Here is a 17,385-nt window from a genome sequence, read left to right on the forward strand (position 1 = left end):
GCCCCCCACCTCGTCGCGCGGAATGTAACGGGGTTGGGGGTTAGGGTCAGGACTCCGATGATCCGCCGTCGGTGCGGGCGAACAGAGTATCGGCCAATCTCTTATCCCGATGCAGGACCCTCATCTCGCCCCCCGGCAACCCGAACCCGCCGCTGCGCTCCGCTCTGGTCGACGAGCTTGTCGAAGAGTTTCTCCAATTGCTCGTCGCTGTCGGGGCGTTCCGACTTGCGTTCCACTTGAAATGGTTTGCTGGCCAGTGAGACCAGAGCGGTGAGCAACGCTGCGGGCAGCATCCCGGTCACGGAGAACTGGTCGGCTGGCGTGGTGAAGTTGTGCCGCCACGGTCCGTCGCGCAAGCCTGCCAGGACAGCCGCGACGATGTCGCCCAGCACGATCACCACTGCTAGCGCCGCCGCGAACGCCTTCACGACACGGACTACATCGCGACGTCTCAGGTCGATCGTCGTGGAATCGGTTGTCGGTGATCTCGAGTTCGTTCGCGACGGCGGTGATGAAGTTGCGGCGCAACGGGGTTCGGCGTACTTGAAGGCGTCGAAGCGCGCGAACCTGATTGTCGCGGTCTGGCTCCACCGGCCCCGGCGTTGGTGGTCGAGTTTCACATGCAACAGGTTCGCGACACGCTACGAGCCGTTGCGACCGCGCGGACCGCTACCTGCCAGCACGCATCGCGTTCCGGACACCCCGTCTTTCGGGTGGTGGCGGTGATCAGCGAGCGTCCTAGTTGGTGAATTCGAATGCCACACGCCGGACGGCGGCTGTCCATCGGCGGCCTTCGCATGTCGGCCAGGATCAGCGCGGCACTGCTAAGGACGCCGGAGCAGGGAGCCGCCTAGGAAATGAAGCGGTGCCTGGGAAATTCCTTCAGTTCGGACATGGAACCAATGCAAGAACCTGCAGCTCAAGCGCTTCCAACATGAAGCAGGACTTGAGAAGCTACACGCCGCCGGCACCGTCCTCGCGCGCATCCCGCATCAGCGTCACCTGGTCGCCGAGCATGTACTCGACCAGCAGGTGCCCGGCGGCCAATGCGTGCCATGGCCGGTCGCTGCGGCGTCGGTACCACCCTCGCTACAGCCAGTACTTATTCGCCAGGGCTGCCAGTACAAACCCGATGAACATGCAGACACTGGACATCCAGATCGCCACTTTGCCCAGCGGATGTCCCTTTCTGGCGGCCGTGAGTCCGAGAAAGATCCCGGCCCAACCGAATAGGCACGGCACTCCGAGCGACAGCACAGCGAAGATCAGGGCCGTGATCGCCAGCCCCTTGCCCTCCGGTGGCGAGCTCACTGGGATGTGGGCGTGGGCCTGGTAGCGCGGCACCTGTGGGGTGGGCCGCACCGCCTGCTCGGGATAGTCGAATTGCGGGATGTATTCGCCACTGCCCTGAAGGTATTCAGGTGGCGCGGGTGGAATCGCGCCGGGCGCCTGCGGCTTCCAGTAGTCGTCGTCGGTGGGTGGCTGTGGTGGTGTGCCCATGACGTAATCCGCTCCGCTGTAGGTGGTTTCGAACATTACGTCGGGAACAGCTTGCGCGTCGGCGGGGCCGGAGCCCCTACTTTCCGGGGCCGCAGTGGGCGATGCCATCTACAGCGCGAATTTGGAGCCGGCCGGGCTCCGGACGCGGCGGTGCGACTGCACCAAAGTGCGGGTTGGCCAGTTACGTTGCGGAGGCGCCGGGGCCACCTCGCCAGTGGTGGATTTCGAGCGCCATACCGATGTTGAGCGCATTGTCTTCGAGGGGGCGGGGAAGTAGCTCGTTTACGCGTCTGATGCGCCGGAGCATCGTGTTCCGGTGTGTGAAGAGTCGGTCGGCTGCATTGGCCACGTTGCAGAGTTCGCTCAAATAGACGCGCAGTGATTCCCGTAGTTCCGGGTGGCCACTGTCCAACGGCCCGAGCGTGGACGCGACGAAACGGTCTGCGAGATCAGGCGATGCCATCAGTAGCAGGACACCCTCGACGTCACCGAACGACGCGACCGCACGACTGGTTTCCTGGCGCGCCATCATCCGCTGAGTGCTGACGGCGTCCAGGTGTGAGGTCCGAAATCCGTCGACTCCGGATCCTGTCGACCCGATGGCGACCTGCCAGAGGGATCGTGAGTCGATCACGCTTTCAACGGAACTCAGCCGGCCCGTATCGATCCCGCCGAGCCACGCCCAGACCGTGCCCGCGCTGGCGACCGTACGGACCACGCTTGTTGCTCCCACATGGCGCGCGATGTCATCGACCACCCCCGTGCCGGTGCCGATCTCGGCCGCGACGTCTCCCGCGGCATCCGCGTCATGGCTGTATCCGACGAGAGCGACGCGGGTGGTGTCACACCTTTGGGCCATCGCCCCGATCAGTGCGCGCGCGTTCTGTACTGCTTGCTTTTTGGATGAGCCGTACATGTCGCCTTCCCAAGGGAACGCGGTGGCCGGGTAGTCGACGTAGGCGACTTCCGTGGAGTGGGGCAGCCCGTCGGTGACTCCCGCCAGCATGCCCGGCCCGTTGGCTATCGGGGACCGGTTCGCTCCCGTCTCCCAGGTGCCGGGTATCGCGACGACATAGAGCGTCGGGCAGCCGGATGTCGCGTCTGCGCTGCCTGTACCCAACATGGCGCTGGAAAGGCCCGACGCCGCTACGGCGACCACTGCCGCGACCGATCTCTTCAATCGCAAGGTTCCTCCTCGGGGTCGTGCTGTCCCGTTCGGTGGAGACAAGCGACAGACAGTGATGATTTCATCAACTATCCCCTAACGTAGTTGCTGATCGAATCCGATGAGAAAGTCAGGAATGGTGATATTGCTCCCAAGCGACATGCAGTACGCACGATGAGTGGCGAATTGCGATGCGGCACAGAGGGAGTGGACGGAGATGCCCGGGTTCGATGAGCGAACCCGGGCTCCGGCGAAGCCGTTTCGTTGGCGTCCTCCCGCTGGGCTGGGCTACTTCTTCCCCAGGTCCTGCCCCTGCTGGCTCTGCTGCTTGTTCGGCATGGGCTGGTTGATGGTGGTGAAGTACTGTGCGGCCGCGGCAATCGCGACCGGCGCGGTGACGAAGACCTGTCCGGCGAGGGTGCCCAGGAATCCGCCCGCGGCCACACCGGCGATGCAGCCCTGGACCTCGCTGGGCAGGCCGCCGAACATGGTGGCGAGCGTCCCGGTCAGGGTCGCGCCGGACACTCCGCCGATGACGCAACCGACGGCACCGCCGCCCACGGCACCCGCTGTGGTGCCGATGGTGGCTCCCATGCTGATGGTGCTGGTCATGCGGTTCCAGGCGGCCGTTTCGCGTTCCTGCTCGTTCTTCCAGGTCGCCTGGTCCTCGTAGGGAAGGGCCACCGGCTTGTACCGGGCATGCGCGAGGTCGAACTGCGGGGTCAGGGTCCGGCTCGGCCGTCGATGGCGGCTTCGATCGGGAACACGAAATCGTCGACCCGGAAATTCAATTCGGTGCCGGCGACGGTGGTGCCGTCGGCGGCCTTGACCTTGAAGACGCCATTATCTGTCACCAGAGACCCCGCGCTGGTCCGGATCAGGGTGGTCGACTCTGTGTTCGTGACGGTGTAATCGATGGCCTGACCGGTTGGCGAGTCGGCGTGTGCGACAGCCTGGTTCCCCGCGGTGGCCAGGACGATGGCGGTGCCGACGGTCAAGGCGGTTCCGGTGATTTCGGTGAATCTCACGGCGGTGAGCCTTTCTGTGTTTTCCCTCATCAGGCGCGCGTCATCGATGCCGGGAGAAGCCCGCTTACGGCGTTGTGTGGGGGTGATTCGGCGCGGTCCGGCCGCGAGCGAGTGGATCGATATGTCGCCTGCCGACAGTGCGGTTCGCCAGGACTTGACCGGACGGGAGGAACGGTAGGAGAGCGTTAGGCCACCGACAACCTGGAGCGGGGGATTTTGCCGGAATTCTCAGAGTTCTCTTGATAAGAAGCTCAGTGTCTTAGAGGTCTATCAAGGTCGTTCAGAAGATCGAAACTGACCGTTCACGCAATCGAGGGGCGGGAGCGGGTCGTTCGTGGCGACCGGTCGCCAAGTTCTGATGGTTTCATCAACTTGCCCTTGACAGAGTAGGTGATCGAAGTTGATGATTTAGTCAACACAAGTTCTGGAGGTAGCTGTGACGAGCATCGACAAAGGTGTCGGCACCGGCCGGACGGTCCGGGTCGGCGAGCGAGAGATCTACTTCGTGGAGGTTGGGTCGGGCCCCGCGCTCGTGCTGCTGCACGGTGGCGGCGCGGGAGCATCCGGGATGTCGAACTACTCGCGGAATGTCGAAGCGCTGGCACAGCGCTTCCGGGTGATCGTGCCGGACATGCCCGGGTATGGACGGTCTTCGAAGTGGATCGATCACTCCGATCCGTTCGGCGATCTGGCGGGAGCGATCGGCGGCCTGCTGGACGAACTGGGCATCGCCTCGGCGCATCTGGTCGGCAACTCCTACGGCGGCGCGGCGGCCCTGCGGTTGGCGATGGAACGACCGGAGAAGGTGAACCGTCTGATCCTCATGGGTCCGGGCGGCGTGGGCACAACTCGCGCACTGCCCACCGCCGGGCTGCAGGAGCTGCTGAACTACTACGGCGGGAGCGGTCCGAGCCTGGAGAAGATCACCAAGTTCATCCGTGAATACCTCGTGTACGACGGCGACGCGGTGCCTGCCGAGCTGATCGAAGCCCGCTATCGCGACAGCCTGGACCCGGAAGTCGTGGCGAACCCGCCACTGCGCCGACCCTCGGGTCCGCTGGCCCTGCGCACGGTGTGGCGGATGGACTTCACCCGCGACTCGCGCCTGCGTGAGGTCGCCCATCCGACGCTGGTGATCTGGGGAGCCGACGACAAGGTCAATCGACCCGCCGGCGGCCGCATGCTGGCCGAGGCGATGCCCAACTGCGACCTGTACTTGGCAGCCAATACCGGTCACTGGGTGCAGTGGGAACGCGCCGACCTGTTCAACGCTCTGGCCACCGCTTTCCTGGAGGCGGCGTCATGATCGGTGTCCCGCCGCCCACCGACGACTCGGTCTTCGGCGCGGTCCACCTGGGATACGTCGTCGTGCAGTCGAATCGGCTGACCGATTGGCGGCGCTTCGGCGCCGACGCGATCGGTCTGCACGTCGACGACGTCGACCCCAACACGCTGCGGTTCCGCCTGGACGACCGGTCCTGTCGATTCCTCATCCGCCGTGGCTCGGCCGAGGATGTCATCGCGCTGGGCTGGCAGGTCGACGACCACGAGACCTTCGACCGCATCATCGCCAGGGTCACCGATCGCGGCGTGCCGATCATCGAGGGCGCCAAGGAGGAAGCGGCCCTGCGCGGTGTGGAACGCCTGTGGCGTTTCGCCGGGCCGAAAGGCATCGCGCAGGAGATCTTCACGGTCCCGGTGACCACGTCCGAGCCGCTGCGCATGCAGAGTTCCGGGTGGGTGACCGGCGAGGCGGGCCTGGGCCATGTGGCGATCCTGTCGCGTGAGCCGGAGTCCATTCGCGGCTATTTCCACACGGTTTTCGATTCCCGGCTCAGCGACTACATCGATGAGAACGTCTCCGGTCTGAAGATGAAGATCCGGTTCCTGCGGGTCAACGAACGGCACCACTCCATCGCGATCGCGAACATCCGCGGGGTCAAGATCGATCCGATCCGAACCTCGGTGCAGCACATCAACATTCAGTCCGCGACGCTCGATGACATGCTCGCCTCGTATCAGCGGGTCAAAGATCTGGGCTTCCGTATGCAGTGGTCGGTGGGACAGCACACCAATGACCGCGAGCTGTCGTACTACTGCGTCACACCGTCGGGGTTCGAGCTCGAGGTCGGGTGGAACCCGATCGTGATCGGCCCCGAGCTCGAAGCGACGTGGGAACCGACCACATACCAAGGGATCAGCATCTGGGGACACACCCCGGTGGGCGAGACCGTGCTGACCAAATTCGAGCAGTTCCGGCAGGGCCTGTTGAACACGGTCACCCCCGAGATCACCGTTCCCGAACTGGCAGGAGGACTTTCACGATGAACACCGACTACGACGTGGTGGTCGTCGGCCTGGGCCCGGCGGGGCTCACCCTTGCCAATCTGCTCGGGCGGCGCGGAGCGAGCGTGCTGGTGCTCGAACGAGAGCCGGAGTTCTATGGGCTCGCGCGCGCGGTTTACACCGACGACGAATGCATGCGGATCTTCCAAACCGCCGGTGCCGCCGACGAACTCGCCGCCGATATGAACGTGGACTCCACCGTGCAGTGGGTGCGCGCCAATGGAGAGGTGCTGGTGCAGTTCCACCAGACCGACCGGCCGCAGGGCTGGCCCGTGGTGAACTTCCTCTACCAGCCGTACCTGGAGAACACGCTCGAGCGTGCGCTCGGCCGCTACCCGAACGTGACGGTTCGCCGAGGTCGTGAGGTGACCGACTTCGATCAGGACGCCACGGGTGTCAGCGTCGAGCACGCCGCGTGCCGAGGCACCTCGTACGGCAAGAACGCCCCCGAGAGCGACGCGCGAACCGCCGAGCGTGTCCGCGCGAAGTTTCTGGTCGGCTGCGATGGTGGCCGCAGCGTGGTGCGTACCAAGCTCGGAATCGACATGACCGGGACCAGCTTTCCCGAACGCTGGCTGGTCGTGGACCTCGAGGCCAAGGAGGGCGTCGACGCGTTCCGGCATCTGCCCTACTTCGACTTCGTGTGCGATCCGGCGCTTCCGATCGTGTCGTGCCCCCAGCCGGGGAACCACCATCGCTTCGAGTTCCTGCTCAGCGATGATCAGACCAAGGAACAGATGGAGGACCCGGACACCGTCCGGCGCTACATCTCCCGCTTCGTCGATCCGGACGAGGTCGAGGTGCTGCGCAAGCTGGTGTACACCTTCAACGCGGTGGTCGCCGACCGGTGGCGGGTCGGCCGGATCCTGATCGCGGGCGATGCCGCTCACATGACGCCGCAATTCATCGGGCAGGGCATGAACGCCGGTGTCCGCGACGCCGACAACCTGTCCTGGAAGCTCATCGCAATCCTGAAGCACGGTGCCGGGCTGGAGATTCTGAACAGTTACGAGGCCGAGCGCCGCCCGCACGCCAAGGCGATGATCGACTTGTCGGTGCTGAACAAGAGCCTCGTCTCCGTCGACAACAAGTTGCTGGCGGGCGCGCGGGACCTGATGCTGACGGCCGCGCTGCACACGCCGGGAGTGGGCGGCTGGATCCGAGCCGCGAAGATGAAACCGGCTCCGCGGTTCCGCCGCGGAAAGTACCTGGGTCTGTCGCGGCGCGGGCTGTTCGGCGTCGAAGGCGCGTTGGCTCCGCAACCGGAGGTCCGAACCTTCGACGGACACCACTGCCGCCTCGACGATGTACTGGGCCAGGGTTTTTCGGTCCTCGGATACGGAGTCGACCCGCGGAAAGCACTGTCCGCCGAAGATCTGGCCGCACTGCAGACCCTGGGCACGCGGTTCGTCACCGTATACCCGATCGGCGGGCGCCCCCAGGGCGCGCCCGGCGACGGCCGCTTCACCGGTGACGACTACGCCGACATCGAGGACCACACCGGCGTGTTGACGCGATGGTTCGGCAAGGCCGGCGTCCGCACCGGCGGGCTGCTCCTGCTGCGGCCGGACCGCTACGTCTTCGGCACCGCCGCCGCCGGAGCAGGCGACAAGCTCGTGGCCGAACTGTTCGGTCGGCTGGCCGCGCCGCGCACCGGCGTCCCCGTTCCGGATACCTCCGCGATCGGGCCGTCCGCATCGCCGGAGTCCGACCGCGACCTCGAGGAGGCTCGATGACCTTCACCCTGACCGATTCCCCGGCCATCCGCGCGGCGGCCGACCGGCTGGCAGCCGCGACCGCCACCGGTGAGCCCGTCGCACCGGTCCGCGACCTCATCGGCCCGGACGACGTCGTGTCGGCGTACGCCGTGCAGCGCATCGGCGTCCAGGGCCGCCTCGGCTCCGGCGCCCGGATCGTCGGGCGCAAGATCGGGCTGACCTCGCCTGCGGTACAGCAGCAACTGGGTGTCGACCAGCCCGACTTCGGGGTGCTCTTGGGTGACATGGATGTATCGGAAACCACTGTGGCCCAGCGGCCGCGGCTGCTGCAGCCGAAGGTGGAGGCCGAACTGGCCTTCGTACTCGGTGCCGACCTGGATGGCGAGCAGCTCGACCCGATCACCGTGCGCGGCGCGATCGAGTACGCGGTCGCCGCCCTCGAGATCGTCGACAGCCGGATCGCCGACTGGGACATCACTTTCGCCGACACCGTCGCCGACAACGCCTCCAGCGGTTGGTTCGCGCTCGGCTCGCGGCGACTGTCGCTCGAGGAATTCGAACCCCGCGAGATAGCCATGACCATGGCCATCGACGGCGAGGTCGTCTCCACCGGAACCGGGTCGGCCTGCCTGGGCGACCCGCTCAACGCGCTGGCCTGGCTCGCGCGAACCGCTCGCGACTTCGGTAATCCGTTGCGTGCGGGGGAGGTGGTGCTCTCCGGCGCTCTCGGCCCGATGGCGTCGCTACGCCCCGGCGCTCGCGTGCACGCCGAGATATTCAGCAGCGCGGAGACACTCGGCGCCGTCGACTTCGTATGGGAGGAACTGTGATGAGCCGCATCAAGGTAGCGGTAATCGGTTCGGGCAATATCGGCACCGACCTGATGATCAAGGTGCTGCGTCACTCGGAGGTCCTCGAGATGGCGGCGATGGTCGGCATCGATCCCGACTCCGACGGGCTGGCCCGCGCCGCGCGGATGGGGGTGCCCACGACCGCGCGCGGCGTCAGTGGACTCATCGGCATGGAGGATTTCGATCAGATCGACATCGTCTTCGACGCGACTTCCGCGGGCGCTCACCAGGCCAACGCGGCCGCGCTCGAACCGTTCGGGAAACGACTGATCGACCTGACTCCCGCGGCGATCGGTCCGTACGTCGTGCCCCCGGTCAATCTCGACCAGCACCTGGACTCGCCCAATGTGAACATGGTGACCTGCGGCGGGCAGGCCACGATCCCGATCGTTTCGGCGATCTCTCAGGTCACGGCTGTGCCGTACGCGGAAATCGTCGCCTCGATCGCGTCGAAGTCGGCCGGCCCGGGAACCCGCGCGAACATCGACGAATTCACCGAGACGACATCGCACGCGATCGAGGCGGTCGGCGGTGCGGCGTCCGGGCGAGCGATCATCGTCCTCAATCCCGCCGAGCCGCCGCTGATCATGCGCGATACCGTGCTCGCCCTGATCGGTGACCCCGATCCGGAAACCCATGCGGCCGTGCGGGCATCGATCGAATCGATGGTCGCCGAGGTCGCGAGCTACGTGCCGGGCTACCGACTCAAGCAGTCCGTGCAGATCGTTCCGGTCAACGCGGCCGCGATGCGCACGCTCGTGGGTGATTCGATTGTCACGCACCAGATTTCGGTCTTCCTCGAAGTCGAGGGCGCGGCCCACTACCTGCCCGCCTACGCCGGGAACCTCGACATCATGACCTCCGCCGCACTGCGGGTTGCCGAGCGGATCGCGACCACCGCCCTGACCCAGGAGACCGTGTAATGACCAAGATCTTCCTTCAGGACGTGACGCTGCGCGACGGCATGCACGCGCTGCGCCATCGGATCACGCCGAAAACCGTTGCCGCGGTGGCCGCGGCGCTGGATGCCGCCGGGGTCGACGCGGTGGAGGTCGCGCACGGCGACGGTCTGCACGGCGGCAGCCTCACCTACGGGGCCGGCAGCCACACCGACTGGGAATGGATCGAGGCCGCGGCGGGGGCGCTGACCACCGCACGGCTGACCACGCTGCTGCTGCCGGGCATCGGCACCATCGAAGATCTGAGGCGCGCCTACGACCTCGGTGTCCGCTCGGTGCGCGTCGCGACGCACTGCACCGAAGCCGACATCTCGGCCCAGCACATCGCCTATGCCCGGGACCTCGGTATGGATGTGTCGGGCTTCTTGATGATGAGCCACATGAACACGCCGACTGGGCTGGCAGCTCAGGCGAGACTCATGGAATCCTATGGAGCGCACTGCGTTTACGTCACCGACTCGGGTGGCAGGCTCACCATGGACGGTGTTCGCGATCGCGTGCGGGCCTACCGTGAGGTGCTCGACCAGAACACGGAAATCGGCATCCACGCTCACCAGAACCTGTCGCTGTCCGTCGCGAACAGCGTGGTCGCGGTCGAGGAGGGCGTCACCCGTGTAGACGCGTCGCTCGCCGGTCTCGGCGCGGGCGCCGGCAACACACCGTTGGAAGCCTTCGTCGCCGTGGCTGATCTGACCGGCTGGAAGCACTCCGCGAAGCTGGATCAGCTGACCGATGCCGCGGACGACCTCATCAGGCCCCTGATGGACCGGCCGGTTCAGGTCGACCGGGAAACCCTGGCCCTGGGCTACGCGGGCGTGTACTCGAGTTTCCTGCGGCACGCGGAAAAAGCCTCCGCCACCTACGGAGTCGATGTGCGGACCTTGCTCGGCGAGGCGGGCCGGCGAGGTCTCGTCGGCGGCCAGGAGGACATGATCGTCGATATCGCACTCGACCTCACCGGCGGCCGTGCCCGATGAGGGTGGGCGGCGGCACTCGCCCGGCCAGGCCCGCCGCGGGGCGGGGGTTGCCGCTACAGCTGCGGCTGGGCGGGCAGTTCGGTGCTGGTCAGCTTCTGCGCGGAGCGCTTGTTCATGCCGAACATGCGCAGCATGTGGTACGTCATCTCGTCGGCCAGGGCGCCGGCGTCGGCGTCGGGCTGTGCGTCGAGCAGCTGAAGCAACCCGAGCAGCGATCCGCCCGCCGCCATCACCGCCATGTCCGGGTCCATCTGCTCGAAGCGCCCCGCTTCCTGAGCGGCGATGATGTCGCGGCGGGCGCGGGGAGCGAGACCTTCGTCGCGCAGCAGCACCGAGGTGCCGGAATTGAGGATCACCCGGATCATTTCGGGCACTTGCCGTTGCAGCCGCGCGGTCATGCGGAAGCTGACGGCGAAGACCTCGGCGGGATCGTCGTACAGGGCGACGATGCCGTCCCGCATCTCGCTGTAGACCTGCAACACGGACCGGACCGCTTCGTCGAAGAGTTGTTCCTTGGAGTCGAAGTGGTTGTAGAAGGAGCCGAAGCCGACGTCGGCTTCGTCGGTGATCTCTTGGATGCTCACCGCGGAGCGGCCCTCGGCCAGAAACTTCCGGGCTGCTCCGAGTAGGGCGTTGCGCGTGCGCTCACGCCGCCGATCGATGCGATTGCGGACCACGGGTTCTGAAGCCATCAGTTGCTCATCTCCATCGAAAATCGCCCTTGACTCATGTCTGACGAAACGATCAGTGCCGATCGTGATTCTAACCGAAAGGAAGGTCAGTTGTGACCGACGCCGCTTCGCAGTCCCAAACCGGTGTCAGCCGCCGCCGCATGCTCGGTGGTGCGATCGCCGGAACACTCGGTGTGGCCGCGACGGCCGCGGCGGGCCCGCTCGCCTCGGCCGCCCCGATCCTCGGGCGCCAGAGTGCGCCCGAGGGCACTTACCGGATCGATCTCCACGCGCACTTTCTGCCGCCCGACTACCGGGCCGCGTTGCTCGAACACGGCCACTTCACCATCGGTGGCTACCCGACGCCGGACTGGTCGCCGGAACAGGCGATCTCGTTCATGGACTACTACGGAATTGCGGCCCAGGCGCTTTCGGTTTCCGATCCGGGAGTTTCGTTCCTGTCCGGTCAAGAGGCCAACGACATGGCCCGCTACTGCAACACCTATGCAGCCGGCCTGTTCAAATCCCATCCCACTCGATTCGGCGCTTTCGCCGTGTTGCCGATGCCCGATATCGCGGCGTCCATCGCGGAGGCGATCTACGCGCTCGATGAGCTGAAACTCGACGGCGTGATCCTGCTGTCCGCGTACGACGGGGTCTACCTGGGCGATCCGCGCTTCGAACCGCTCATGATCGCCTTGAACCAGCGCAACGCCTACGTCTTCGTGCATCCCGCCGCGATCCCCGACAACGCGAAGCCCGCACTGCCGCTGCCGGACTTCCTCGAGGAATTCACCTTCGACACCACCCGCGCGGCGACGATGATGATGTTCACCGGCGTGACGCAGCGATATCCGAACATCCGGTTCCAACTCGCCCACGCCGGCGGCACCGTCCCGTTCCTTTCCCACCGCATCGGCATCGCGTCCGAGACCGTGATCGGCAAGATGTGGCCGCAGGACCTGCCGAAGGCGTCGCTGCTCGACACGCGCCAGCAGATCGCGAACTTCTACTACGACACCGCGCTGAGCGGTTCGGCAGCGGCCATGTCCGGCGTGCTCGCCGTCACCGCCCGCGAGCACATCGTGTTCGGGTCGGACTGGCCGTTCAGTGCCATGACGCTTCCGCAGACCGGCAGCCACGATCCGGCACCGGGGCTGAGCGATGTATTCAACGCTGATCAGCGGATGGAGGTCGAACGTCTGAACCCGCTACGGCAGCTGCCGCGGCTGGCGCAGGCGGTCGGCTAGCGACCGACTGGACACGTCGCGTGCTCGGAGGCGGCGCCCGAATCCTGCGGCGCTACCACCGGCACGAGATGGTCTGTGAGCCGATGCCGGAAGGTCCGGTGCAAACGCGGTCTCGTGTCCCGACTCTCGGCTGAGCTGCCGGCCGAGCCGGCTATGTGGCGGGTTCGGCCGGCGGCGCGATGTTGAGCGAAGGTAAAGGGCGACGGGAAATGTCCTGCGCTTGGTCGGCCGGTAGGCCGAGCATGCGCAGTAGGTCCTCGGTGATCTGATCCGTTGCCGCGGCGTCGTCGCGCTCCGGGTGGTCGTGGAGGAGTTTGCCCAGCGCTAGGGCGGTTCCGGAGATGATCGTCATGGTCAGCTGCGGGTCGCGGATCTGGAAACGCCCGGCACGCATGGCTGTTTCGATATCGCGGAGGGCTCTGGGCTCGAGTCCTTTCTCGGAGCCGGTGAGATTGAGGCCATTGTTGAGCAATACCTTGCTCAGCGTGGGACTCGAGCGGTGCAGGCGGCCTGTGAGCCGAAAGCTCTGTGCGAAGACCTGCGCGGGATCGTCCAGGTCTTCGCACAGGAGATCGAGGAGCGCACCGTGCTGGTCGAGCGCCTCCTCGATCGCGGCGTGGAACAGCTCCTCTCGGCTCTGGAAGTGGTTGTAGAACGACCCCATGCCGACATCGGCGGCCTGGGTGATCTCGAGGATCGGCGCGCCGGTCCTATCCGCTGCCAAGAGCGACTGTGCCGCGCGGACGAGTGAGGCGCGGGTCTTCGCCTTGCGGCGCTCCAGCCGGCTGGGCTCCATGTCGTTCCGCGGGGCCATCGTTGCTCGCCTCTCTCTCACATGTCCAGCTACATGTTAGTTGCTCTTGTCAGTATTGACGAACATGTCAGAAACTCTTGACTGATCGAATCGGCGTGAGTGACGATATCGTCAGTACTTCGAAGGGAGTGGTCGATGAGCGGCCATCACGATGTGCACAGTGGCCTGCACAGCGAGCACGGCGCGCTGGCGGGCGAGCATCCCGGACGTGCGCGAAACCCGGTGGTGAAGGTTCTCGACCTCGCCTGGCTGGAGTTCGAGAAGGCGGACCTGGACAAGGCCGAAGCTTTCGCGCACGCCTTCGGTTTCGCTGCCGCCCTGCGGACGCCCGACGAGTTGCAGCTCCGAGGAACCGACCCGGGTTCACCCTGCATTGTGATCCGGCGTGGACCTCGGTCACGGTTCGCCGGACCGGCCTTCCGGGCTGCTGACTCCGCGGATCTGATCCGACTTGCGGCAGCCATGGGCGAGCAGGCTGTACCGCTGCCGGAATCACTTGGTGGGCTGACCGTCGACCTCGCCGATCCGAGTCGGCTGCGCGTCCGGGGTCGTCGCCGACACCCACGAACTACCCGCCTCGGCGCCACAGCCGACGCAGGTCTTCAACGTCGGCCACGAGGTGCTGCGGGTCAACGCCACACAACGGCCACGGCGGACCCCCGCACTGGTTCGGAGGCTCGGCCACGTGGTGGTGCAGACGACCCGACACCGCGAAACTCTCGACTGGTACCTGAAGAATCTGGGCCTGATCGTCAGCGACTTCCTCTACTACCCCGGCCTGCGCGAGCGCGGACCGGTCATGAGCTTCATCCGCTGCGATCGAGGTTCGGATCCGGCCGATCACCACACCCTGGCGCTGACGCTGGGGCCGTCCAACCGGTATGTGCACTCGGCCTATCAGGTCGCCGACCTGGACGCGCTCGCCGCGGGTGGCGAGTATCTGCGTGACCACGGCTACCGCCGGTCATGGGGGATCGGCCGTCACATCCAGGGCAGCCAGATCTTCGACTATTGGCGTGACCCCGACGGTTTCATGGTCGAGCACTTCAGCGACGGCGACATGTTCGACTGCACCCTCGAACCCGGATGGGCTCCCATGAGCGCGTCCGGCCTTGCCCAGTGGGGACCGCCGGCCACCAAGGACTTCCTCGGCATTTCCCCGAGCCGGGAATCGGTTCGCGAACTGCGCGCGACGCTCGGCGCACTGCGCGAGGACAACGAATTCGACCTTCGCCGCCTACGCGGCCTGTTGAAAGTAGCCAACTCATGAGCGTTTCCGTCCTCCGCACCGCCGAAGCCTGGTGGGTGAGCACACCCTCCGGCGCGGCCCGCGTCGACACCGCCGCGACCACCACACGGGAGCTGCTGGCTGATCGCGCGGCGATCACCGCCGCGTCTGCGAGTTCGGACACCGTTGCGGTGGAGAGTCTTTCGTTGTTGTCTCCGGTGACGGCGCCCTGTCGGGTTGTCGCCCAGATGACGAATTTCGCTTCCCATGTCAAGGATTCCGGCGGGGACCCCGAGACTGTGCCGTTGACGTTCTTCCGGAAGGCATCCGGATCGATCAGCGGGCCCTACGACGAGGTGATCCGCCCCGCGCATGTGCGGCTACTGGACTACGAGGTGGAGATCGGCCTCGTTTTCGGTGCGGACATGCCGGTCGGATCGGAGATCACGCCGGACAATCTCCCGGACTACGTCGCGGGCGTGGTTGTCACGAACGATGTCTCCGCGCGTGACGTCCAACTGCCGAAAACTCAGTTCTACGAAGCGAAGTCGTATCCCACCTTCACACCGGTCGGTCCGGCGCTGCTGCTCCTCGATGCCGACGAGCTGAAGCGATTCACCGACCTACGGCTGCGGTTGTGGGTCAACGGCGAAATACGTCAGGACATGGCGGTCGCCGACATGATCTACCGACCGGTGCGGACCCTGCGCGAACTGACTCGATTCCAGCGAATGGAATCCGGAGACCTGCTACTCACCGGCACGCCGGTCGGCACCGCGATCAGCGCCCCACCCAAGCCGGTGGAGATCATCGGCTCCCTGCTGCCGCCGAAGGTCAGGTGGAAGCTGTTCTTCCGAGGGCAGGCCAAGAATCCTAAGTATCTCCAGGACGGCGACGTGATGGAGGTCGCGGTCGGCACCGACGACGGCCTACTGGATCTCGGTCGTCAGCGCACGATCGTGAGATTCGCCCGGTGACCAAGAAGCTCACCGTCGAAACCGCGGCATTCAGTCCACCGGGTCAGTTGTCTCTGGGCGGTCTCTGCCTGCTGGTATACAGCCTGGTCGTATTGATGATAGTCTCAGAAATGATCATTTTGTCGCATTAGTTGGCGCTCAGATCAAGCGACGGAAAGCTCGGCAGAGAGGATGTTCGGCATGCCGCTGAACCGAATCGATGTGCACCAGCACATGATCCCCCCGTTGTACGCGGAAGCGCTGCGTGAGCACGGCATCGCATCCGCGGGCGGACGGGACCTCCCGGAGTGGAGTCCTCGCGATGCCATCGACACCATGGCGGGTGCCGGTAGGAAGGGCAGGACGAGTTGTTCCGGGTGCTCGATGAGCGCGCGGCTGTGGTGTTCGTGCACCCTGCGGACCTTCGCGGACCCGCTGTCCCGGGAGTGCTGCCGTTCGCGGCGGACTTCCTCCTCGATACCAGCCGCGCGGCTTATCTACTGGTGCGCAACGGTGTTCGTCAGCGATACCCGAACATTCGGTTCGTGCTCAGTCACGGTGGCGGGTTCGTCCCCTATGCATCGCATCGCATGGCGTTGAGCATCTTCACTCAGACCGGGCGCAGTCCGATCGAGGTTCTCGAGGAGCTCGCGAGCTTCTACTTCGACACCGCGTTGACCTCGAGTTCGGCCGCGTTGCCGACATTGCTCGAGTTCGCCGCGCCGGGACATGTGCTGTACGGCAGCGACTGGCCGTTCGCGCCCGAACCGGCTGTGCGCTATTTCCAGGCCGGTCTCACCGAGTATCGGGGTGCGGACGAGGCGACCCGCACCGCGATAGCACGCTCGAACGCCACGGTGCTGTTCCCGCGCTTCGGTGAGGGCGGTGCGCCGGTATCGGCGCCCGGGCAGTCCCTGCGCACGCGGGTACGGCGCGAGCTGCGGACGCGTGTGTTCCGAGCGGTAGCGCGGGCTGCCAGTCAGCGCTGACCCGCATCACTGCGCACACCGCCGGTGAACTGCCACGGCCTGATCTGCGCTGATATCGGGCCGGACTCGAGACTGTCAACTAGAGGTCGAGCCTTGGCTCGGATGGCAACACGGACGTGGTCAGCGTCTGCGCCGAGTGCTTGTTCATGCCGAACATCTGCAACACATGCAGCGTCATCTCATCGGATAAGGCGTCGGCGTCGGCTTCCGGCTGCGTGTCCAGCAACTGCAGTAGGCCCAGAAGTGCTCCTCCGGCGGCCATGATCGCTACATCGGGATCCATCGGTTCGAACCGACCCGCCTGCTGGGCGGCGGTGATGTCCCTGCGAGCACGAGGGGCCAGACCCTCCTCGTAGAGCAGCACGGACATGCCGGAATGCAGCAGTACCCGCACCAGTTCTGGTGCCTGCCGCTGGAGCCTGCCTGTCATGCGGAAGCTGACGGCGAATACCTCTGCGGGGTCGTCGTATGGAGCGACGATGCTGTCACGAAACTCGCTGTAGATCTGCAGGACTGAGCGCAGAGCGTCGTCGAAGAGTTGTTCCTTGGAGTCGAAGTGGTTGTAGAAGGAGCCGAAGCCGACGTCGGCTTCGTCGGTGATCTCCTGGATGCTCACTGTGGAGCGGCCCTCGGCCAGGAACTTGCGGGCCGCTCCGAGTAGGGCGTTGCGCGTGCGCTCACGACGCCTGTCGATGCGGTTGTGAACCGCGGGGTCGGTCACGGCCCCTCCTTCCGCCTGCTATCGCACCTTCTATCATAACTGACCAAAGCATCAAATTAGCTGGGTCCTCGCGTGGCGAGTGGGTTCGATCACCGGCGAGCGCACCATATTGATGATCTGCTTCGTATATGATGAAATCATCAAAACTCGGTGTGAAGGCCTGGTGGATGGACCCCGCGGTCTCGCCGAGAAGCTGACTGTGCGCCGCCGAT

General features: G+C 65.6%; 17 protein-coding genes and 2 pseudogenes. 11 read left to right on the forward strand and 8 right to left on the reverse strand.

Annotated features, from left to right (window positions below):
- Positions 1–101: 101 nt before the first annotated feature.
- From ACQPYY_RS16075 to ACQPYY_RS16095, 5 genes are all read right to left on the reverse strand, one after another.
- On the reverse strand, positions 102–620 hold the full coding sequence (locus tag ACQPYY_RS16075) for a hypothetical protein (RefSeq protein WP_433594337.1): 519 nt from the start codon (positions 618–620) through the stop codon (positions 102–104).
- A 469-nt stretch (positions 621–1,089) separates the two neighbouring features.
- Positions 1,090–1,536, reverse strand: coding sequence for a hypothetical protein (locus ACQPYY_RS16080; RefSeq protein WP_433594338.1), 447 nt, complete (start codon positions 1,534–1,536; stop codon positions 1,090–1,092).
- Positions 1,537–1,681: 145 nt separating this feature from the next.
- The gene (locus ACQPYY_RS16085) at positions 1,682–2,686 is read right to left on the reverse strand and encodes a PucR family transcriptional regulator (protein ID WP_433594339.1); all 1,005 of its coding nucleotides are present in this window, start codon (positions 2,684–2,686) and stop codon (positions 1,682–1,684) included.
- A gap of 267 nt (positions 2,687–2,953) precedes the next feature.
- Positions 2,954–3,349: a hypothetical protein gene (locus ACQPYY_RS16090; RefSeq protein WP_433594340.1), complete on the reverse strand. Its 396-nt coding sequence runs from the start codon at positions 3,347–3,349 to the stop codon at positions 2,954–2,956.
- A gap of 38 nt (positions 3,350–3,387) precedes the next feature.
- Positions 3,388–3,693 carry a hypothetical protein gene (locus ACQPYY_RS16095; RefSeq protein ID WP_433594341.1) on the reverse strand — a complete coding sequence of 102 codons (306 nt, stop codon included), beginning with the start codon at positions 3,691–3,693 and terminating at the stop codon, positions 3,388–3,390.
- A 436-nt stretch (positions 3,694–4,129) separates the two neighbouring features.
- Here ACQPYY_RS16095 and ACQPYY_RS16100 point away from each other — a divergent pair, with 436 nt between their 5' ends.
- Genes ACQPYY_RS16100 through dmpG form a run of 6 tightly spaced genes read left to right on the forward strand, consistent with a single transcriptional unit; the run spans position 4,130 to position 10,544 of the window.
- Positions 4,130–4,999 carry an alpha/beta fold hydrolase gene (locus ACQPYY_RS16100; RefSeq protein ID WP_433594342.1) on the forward strand — a complete coding sequence of 290 codons (870 nt, stop codon included), beginning with the start codon at positions 4,130–4,132 and terminating at the stop codon, positions 4,997–4,999.
- Positions 4,996–6,021, forward strand: coding sequence for a VOC family protein (locus tag ACQPYY_RS16105; RefSeq protein WP_433594343.1), 1,026 nt, complete (start codon positions 4,996–4,998; stop codon positions 6,019–6,021). Before ACQPYY_RS16100 ends, ACQPYY_RS16105 begins: the two co-directional genes overlap by 4 nt.
- Complete coding sequence (locus tag ACQPYY_RS16110; RefSeq protein WP_433594344.1) at positions 6,018–7,775, forward strand: bifunctional 3-(3-hydroxy-phenyl)propionate/3-hydroxycinnamic acid hydroxylase; 1,758 nt, start codon at positions 6,018–6,020, stop codon at positions 7,773–7,775. Before ACQPYY_RS16105 ends, ACQPYY_RS16110 begins: the two co-directional genes overlap by 4 nt.
- Positions 7,772–8,587: a 2-keto-4-pentenoate hydratase gene (locus ACQPYY_RS16115; RefSeq protein ID WP_433594345.1), complete on the forward strand. Its 816-nt coding sequence runs from the start codon at positions 7,772–7,774 to the stop codon at positions 8,585–8,587. The genes ACQPYY_RS16110 and ACQPYY_RS16115 overlap by 4 nt, the downstream gene beginning before the upstream one ends.
- Entirely contained in the window at positions 8,587–9,531 is a 945-nt protein-coding gene (locus ACQPYY_RS16120) for an acetaldehyde dehydrogenase (acetylating) (RefSeq protein ID WP_433594346.1), read from the forward strand. The genes ACQPYY_RS16115 and ACQPYY_RS16120 overlap by 1 nt, the downstream gene beginning before the upstream one ends.
- Positions 9,531–10,544 carry a 4-hydroxy-2-oxovalerate aldolase gene (dmpG, locus tag ACQPYY_RS16125; protein WP_433594347.1) on the forward strand — a complete coding sequence of 338 codons (1,014 nt, stop codon included), beginning with the start codon at positions 9,531–9,533 and terminating at the stop codon, positions 10,542–10,544. Before ACQPYY_RS16120 ends, dmpG begins: the two co-directional genes overlap by 1 nt.
- A gap of 53 nt (positions 10,545–10,597) precedes the next feature.
- Here dmpG and ACQPYY_RS16130 read toward each other — a convergent pair whose 3' ends face one another.
- On the reverse strand, positions 10,598–11,236 hold the full coding sequence (locus ACQPYY_RS16130; protein WP_433594348.1) for a TetR/AcrR family transcriptional regulator: 639 nt from the start codon (positions 11,234–11,236) through the stop codon (positions 10,598–10,600).
- 92 nt (positions 11,237–11,328) lie between these two features.
- On the opposite strand from ACQPYY_RS16130, the gene ACQPYY_RS16135 reads away from it, so the two are divergent.
- On the forward strand, positions 11,329–12,465 hold the full coding sequence (locus ACQPYY_RS16135) for an amidohydrolase family protein (RefSeq protein WP_433594349.1): 1,137 nt from the start codon (positions 11,329–11,331) through the stop codon (positions 12,463–12,465).
- Positions 12,466–12,616: 151 nt separating this feature from the next.
- On the opposite strand, the gene ACQPYY_RS16140 is transcribed toward ACQPYY_RS16135, so the two are convergent.
- A complete protein-coding gene (locus ACQPYY_RS16140; protein ID WP_433594350.1) occupies positions 12,617–13,279 on the reverse strand; it encodes a TetR/AcrR family transcriptional regulator in 663 nt (220 codons plus the stop codon).
- A 135-nt stretch (positions 13,280–13,414) separates the two neighbouring features.
- Here ACQPYY_RS16140 and ACQPYY_RS16145 point away from each other — a divergent pair.
- From ACQPYY_RS16145 to ACQPYY_RS16160, 4 genes and pseudogenes are all read left to right on the forward strand, one after another.
- Positions 13,415–14,549: pseudogene (locus ACQPYY_RS16145) on the forward strand (VOC family protein).
- Positions 14,546–15,484 carry a fumarylacetoacetate hydrolase family protein gene (locus tag ACQPYY_RS16150; protein ID WP_433594351.1) on the forward strand — a complete coding sequence of 313 codons (939 nt, stop codon included), beginning with the start codon at positions 14,546–14,548 and terminating at the stop codon, positions 15,482–15,484. Before ACQPYY_RS16145 ends, ACQPYY_RS16150 begins: the two are co-directional and overlap by 4 nt.
- Positions 15,481–15,615, forward strand: a complete 135-nt coding sequence (locus ACQPYY_RS16155; RefSeq protein ID WP_433594352.1) for a hypothetical protein — start codon at positions 15,481–15,483, stop codon at positions 15,613–15,615. The genes ACQPYY_RS16150 and ACQPYY_RS16155 overlap by 4 nt, the downstream gene beginning before the upstream one ends.
- Positions 15,616–15,670: 55 nt before the next feature.
- A pseudogene (locus ACQPYY_RS16160) lies at positions 15,671–16,452 on the forward strand (amidohydrolase family protein).
- A gap of 79 nt (positions 16,453–16,531) precedes the next feature.
- On the opposite strand, the gene ACQPYY_RS16165 reads toward ACQPYY_RS16160, so the two are convergent.
- A complete protein-coding gene (locus ACQPYY_RS16165; protein ID WP_433594353.1) occupies positions 16,532–17,173 on the reverse strand; it encodes a TetR/AcrR family transcriptional regulator in 642 nt (213 codons plus the stop codon).
- Positions 17,174–17,385: the final 212 nt, after the last annotated feature.

This window comes from Nocardia sp. CA-145437, assembly GCF_050956485.1.
Classification (GTDB): domain Bacteria; phylum Actinomycetota; class Actinomycetes; order Mycobacteriales; family Mycobacteriaceae; genus Nocardia.